The sequence below is a fragment of the Methanobrevibacter sp. genome, assembly GCF_045541095.1.
Taxonomy (GTDB): domain Archaea; phylum Methanobacteriota; class Methanobacteria; order Methanobacteriales; family Methanobacteriaceae; genus Methanocatella.
This window is the reverse complement of sequence record NZ_JAZQIJ010000001.1, coordinates 1-4,778: the sequence shown is the minus strand read 5'-3', so window position 1 is coordinate 4,778 and position 4,778 is coordinate 1. Positions and strand designations below refer to the sequence as shown.

General features: G+C 36.2%; 5 protein-coding genes and 1 pseudogene. All 6 read left to right on the top strand.

The window, feature by feature from the left end; translation table 11 throughout:
- The first annotated feature begins 298 nt into the window (after positions 1-298).
- The gene (locus ACKI2P_RS00030) at positions 299-871 is read left to right on the top strand and encodes a helix-turn-helix domain-containing protein (RefSeq protein WP_407374046.1); all 573 of its coding nucleotides are present in this window, start codon (positions 299-301) and stop codon (positions 869-871) included.
- A 22-nt stretch (positions 872-893) separates the two neighbouring features.
- Entirely contained in the window at positions 894-1,028 is a 135-nt protein-coding gene (locus ACKI2P_RS00025; RefSeq protein WP_407374044.1) for a hypothetical protein, read from the top strand.
- Complete coding sequence (locus ACKI2P_RS00020; protein WP_407374042.1) at positions 1,029-2,693, top strand: AMP-binding protein; 1,665 nt, start codon at positions 1,029-1,031, stop codon at positions 2,691-2,693.
- A gap of 250 nt (positions 2,694-2,943) precedes the next feature.
- A pseudogene (locus tag ACKI2P_RS00015) lies at positions 2,944-3,105 on the top strand (hypothetical protein); the annotation flags it as partial.
- On the top strand, positions 3,103-3,774 hold the full coding sequence (locus ACKI2P_RS00010) for a DUF11 domain-containing protein (protein ID WP_407374048.1): 672 nt from the start codon (positions 3,103-3,105) through the stop codon (positions 3,772-3,774). The pseudogene ACKI2P_RS00015 and the gene ACKI2P_RS00010, both read left to right, overlap by 3 nt.
- A 74-nt stretch (positions 3,775-3,848) precedes the next feature.
- Positions 3,849-4,703: a DUF11 domain-containing protein gene (locus tag ACKI2P_RS00005; RefSeq protein WP_407374040.1), complete on the top strand. Its 855-nt coding sequence runs from the start codon at positions 3,849-3,851 to the stop codon at positions 4,701-4,703.
- Positions 4,704-4,778 lie beyond the last annotated feature (75 nt).

The window sequence follows — 4,778 nt, the reverse complement described above, 5'->3', positions numbered from 1 at the left end:
TTAAAATGACTCCATTTAAAAGCAAGACCATATTAATTTCAACCGGCATAAAATACTTTGGTGAAAATCATGGCAAAATCAATTGCTCCTAACAAAAAAATATTAATCATAATATTTGTTAGGATTTAAGTTTGTTATATTGTATGGGATTATTAAATTGATTAATTGATTATTTTTTAATTAATTATAAAAAAACTTTATAAAAATTCATTTTACAATAACTTTTAAATATCTTTTTGAATATATCTATAAATACTTAAATATTTTAAGTAACAATCCAAAAAAATTGAGTGAAAAAATGGTAAACGAAGATTTCGCACAAAAGATAAAAGACATAAGAGCAAGACAAGACATGACAATAGAAGAACTCTCCGAGAGAAGCGGTGTAAAACTTGAAGTTCTCCAGGCTATGGAAGACGGTGAAGTAATTCCGTCACTCACACCATTAACCAAAATGGCACGTGCTTTAGGAGTCCGTCTTGGAACATTCCTTGATGACACACCTGAACTTGGACCTGTAGTTACACGTGGCGGAAAAACTGAAAACTCTCTTTACTTTTCAGGAAGAGAAGACGTTACAAACTCTACCAATCTGGAGTTCCACTCATTAGGTGCAGGTAAAATTGACAGAAACATAGATCCGTTCATGATTGACATCAAGTATGAAGAAGGGGATAAGGAACTTTCATCACACGAAGGTGAAGAGTTCATCTATGTTCTGGAAGGAGAAATCGAACTGATTTACGGAAAAGACACATTCCAGGTAGGCGTCGGAGATACTATATTTTACGACTCTGTAGTGCCACACCACCTTCACGCAACAGGCGGAAAAGACGCTAAGATATTAGCAGTACTCTATACTCCATATTAACTACAAAAGAGGCTTGATTGATATGTTTAAATTTGATTTTGGAAAAACAGTATTGGATTATATGAATTTATTAGCTCATGAGTTGGGATTGTTGCATTTGAGTTTAAACATATTGGGTCAGAATTTAAGATTAGCAAAAATTACAGGAGGAGTTTAGATGAGTGAATTATTTACAGAATTACCATTAGGAAAATTTTTCGAATCAATGGTTGAAAAACAGCCTGATCATGAGTTTATAGTTTATCCGGACAGAAATTTAAGATTTACATATAAGGAATTTGATGAAAGAATAGATAATCTGGCAAAAGGAATGCTGGCAATTGGAATCAAAAAAGGAGATCATGTAGGAATCTGGGCAAAAAATGTTCCTGAATGGCTGACTTACATGTTTGCAACCGCAAAAATCGGTGCAACAATCGTGACAGTCAACACAGCATACCAGTCCCACGAACTGGAGTATGTGTTAAAGCAGTCTGACATGAAAGCACTGGCAATGACAGACGGATTCCGTGACACAAGCTACTTTGACATAATCAATGAACTTGTTCCCGAACTTAAGACATGTGCAAGGGGTCATCTTATTTCTGAAAAGTTCCCTTATTTAAAGTTTATCTTCCACGTAGGTCAGGAAAAGCACAGGGGAATGTATAACACAAATGAGCTTATCCTTTTAGGTATGAACTATGATGATGATGAATACCAGAAGGTTAAGGATGCGGTTACACAGCACGATGTAATAAACATGCAGTACACTTCAGGTACTGAAGGTTTCCCAAAAGGTGTAATGCTTACAAGCCGTAACATTGTAAACGACGGTTATTACATAGGGGAAAACATGAACTACACTGAAAAAGATAGGTTACTGTTGCAGGTACCTCTTTTCCATTGTTTTGGAACTGTTTTAGGTGTTATGGCCGTAATTACTCACGGTTCAACTATGGTTGTTCTTGAGGAATATGACCCTCTTCTGGCAATTTCATCCATTCAGAAGGAAAAATGCACATCAATCTACGGTGTTCCGACAATGTTTATCGGTATGATGAACCATCCTATGTTTGAGATGTTCGATATGAGCTCTTTAAGAACAGGGATCATGGCAGGTTCCACTTGTCCTGTGGAGACCATGAAGGATGCAATAGAAAAGATGAACATGAAAGAGATTACAAGTGTTTATGGTCTTACTGAAGCAGCACCTGGTTTTACACAGACCAATGCAGCAGATTCATTTGAGAAAAAAATCAATACGGTCGGACGTAAGTTTCCGAATATTGAGGTTAAGATTGTTGATCCGGATACTGGTGAAGAGTTAGGTCCGGGTGAGAAAGGGGAAATCATGTGCAGAGGTTTCAACGTCATGAAAGGTTACTACAACATGCCTGAGAAAACTGCTGAAACCATTGAACCTGACGGATGGCTTCACTCAGGAGACCTTGCAACAGTTGACGAGGACGGATACTATTCAATCGTCGGACGTATAAAGGACATGATTATCAGAGGTGGAGAAAACATCTATCCTCGTGAGATTGAAGAGTTCCTCTTTACCCATGATTGTGTGCAGGACGTTCAGGTTGCTGGAATTCCGGATGAAAAATACGGTGAACTCGTTGGAGCATTCATCATAAAAGAGGAAGGATTTGATGATGTAACAGAAGCTGACATTCGTGACTTCTGTATAGGTTCTATTGCTCGTTATAAGGTTCCAAAATATGTTTTCTTCGTTGATGAGTTCCCTCTTACAACCAGTGGTAAAATCCAAAAGTACAAGTTAGGCGATATCGGTCTTAAACTGCTTGAAGAAAGACGTGAAAGAGGAGAATTATAAATTCTCTTTTCAACTATTTTTTTTTTAAATTTTCATTTTATAATTTTTTTTATAATTTTTGCAATGTTTGTAATTTTTTTTTAGAATATTTTTTATAACAATGTTATCTTGTGTTTATAATTTTGTAATATTTTTTTAACTGTGTAATTAATTTTTAACATTGTGTTTTATTTTTTTTACATTTTCGATATATTTTTCAGAATGTTAATGATATATTAAACAATATTTAAGTTAAGATACACATTCTGTAGGCAGTTTTGATGAGGAAACTAGGATCTGGGAGATTGGCAAGTTAGAAGCTAACAAACCTGTTTCTCTTGTTTTGGTTACCAGAATCAATGCTGAAGGAAACATTACAAACGTGGTTAAAGTTAACACAACAACTTATGAGCCAAATAAAACAAACAATGTGGCAAATAACACTACTGTTGCAAATCCAATTTATGATTTAGAAATCGTAAAGATTGTTGACAGCACAGTTGTTTATCTAAATGATAACGTCATCTGGACAATCAAGGTCATAATCCATGGCCCAAGTGTTGCTGTAAATGTCGTTGTTGAAGATACACTTCCTGAAGGTTTGAAATTAATAAATGCAAAAGCATCTGTAGGCAATTACTCAAACGGAATTTGGAAAATCGGTGATTTGGAAGTTACCATGCCAGTAACTCTGGAGTTAACTACCCAAGCTGTAAAAGAGGGCAATATTTTAAATGTTGTCACAGTAAACTCCACAACTCCTGATTCCAACAAATCAAATAACGTCGCAAACAATACAACTGAAGTAGATCCTGTATGTGATTTGGAAATCACCAAACTTGTCAACACAAGCTGTGTAAACGTTACAGACAAGATAGAATGGACAATTATCGTTGTAAACAACGGTCCATCAACAGCCCGTAACGTAAAAGTCAGTGACGTCTTGCCGAAAGGTCTTAAATTGATCAGCGCAAATCCATCTGTCGGCAGCTTTGCCGGTGACATTTGGACAATCGGTGATTTGGATGCAAACAAACCTGTATCTATGGTATTGATTACTCAGGCTGTAAAAGAAGGCAACATCACCAATGTGCTGTTGTAACCACAACAACAAAAGACAGCAATGAGTCAAATAACAAGGTAAACAACACTACCGAAGTTAACCCTGTATGTGATTTGGAAATCATAAAAATCGCCAGCTCCAAAAAGGCTTATGTCGGTGAAGAGCTGACCTGGACAATTATGGTAACCAATCACAGTCCAAGCGCTGCATATGATGTGAAAGTCTTTGAAGACATACCAGGCTCACTTAAATTAGTTAAAACTTCAGCTTCCAAAGGCTCATACAACAAGAAAACCAACATTTGGACAATAGGCAAACTCGAAAGCGGATCAAGTGAAACACTTCTGATTACTACCAAAGTATTGAGAATTGGAAATATCACAAATCCTGTAGATGTAACATCATCCACACCGGACAAAGATAAATCCAACAACAGGGCAAACGATACGATTGAAGGTTATGCAATTGTGGATTTAGAGATTACTGTAAAATCCGATAAATCCCAATACAGAGTCGGTGATAAAATTATCTGGACAGTCACTGTCAAAAATCATGGCCCATGTGATACACATGAAGTCACAGCGATTGACCACTTACCGTCAACCGTCAAATTCGTTTCATACAAAGCATCCAAAGGTGTATATGATCCTGTGACAGGCGAATGGCAAATAGGTGATTTGGCAAACGGTGAAAGTGCAACCATGCAAATAATCTGCATTGCACTTGAAGAAGGTATAATTACCAATGAGGTAAGCGTTTCCTGCAATGAAACTGAAAGCGATTATGATAATAATCATGATGTAGCTGAAATTGAAGTTATTGGAGATGTTCCTCCAACACCTGAAAAGCCACATAAAATACCTGGTAAGCCAGCTCGCATGCTTGAAACAGGTAATCCGATAGCATATCTTTTAGTAACTGTTGCTTTAGTATTAGGTAGTATTTGGATTCCACGCAGAAAAGAATAATATTCAAAATAAGAATTTAACTAGATTTCATATCTAGTTACTTTTTCCTTTTTTTATTTTTTACACAGACAATTT

Coding starts and splice junctions, on each gene's coding strand:
- ACKI2P_RS00020 (WP_407374042.1), top strand. CDS start 1,029: ATGAGTGAATTATTTACAGAATTACCATTAGGAAAATTTTTCGAATCA.
- ACKI2P_RS00030 (WP_407374046.1), top strand. CDS start 299: ATGGTAAACGAAGATTTCGCACAAAAGATAAAAGACATAAGAGCAAGA.
- ACKI2P_RS00025 (WP_407374044.1), top strand. CDS start 894: ATGTTTAAATTTGATTTTGGAAAAACAGTATTGGATTATATGAATTTA.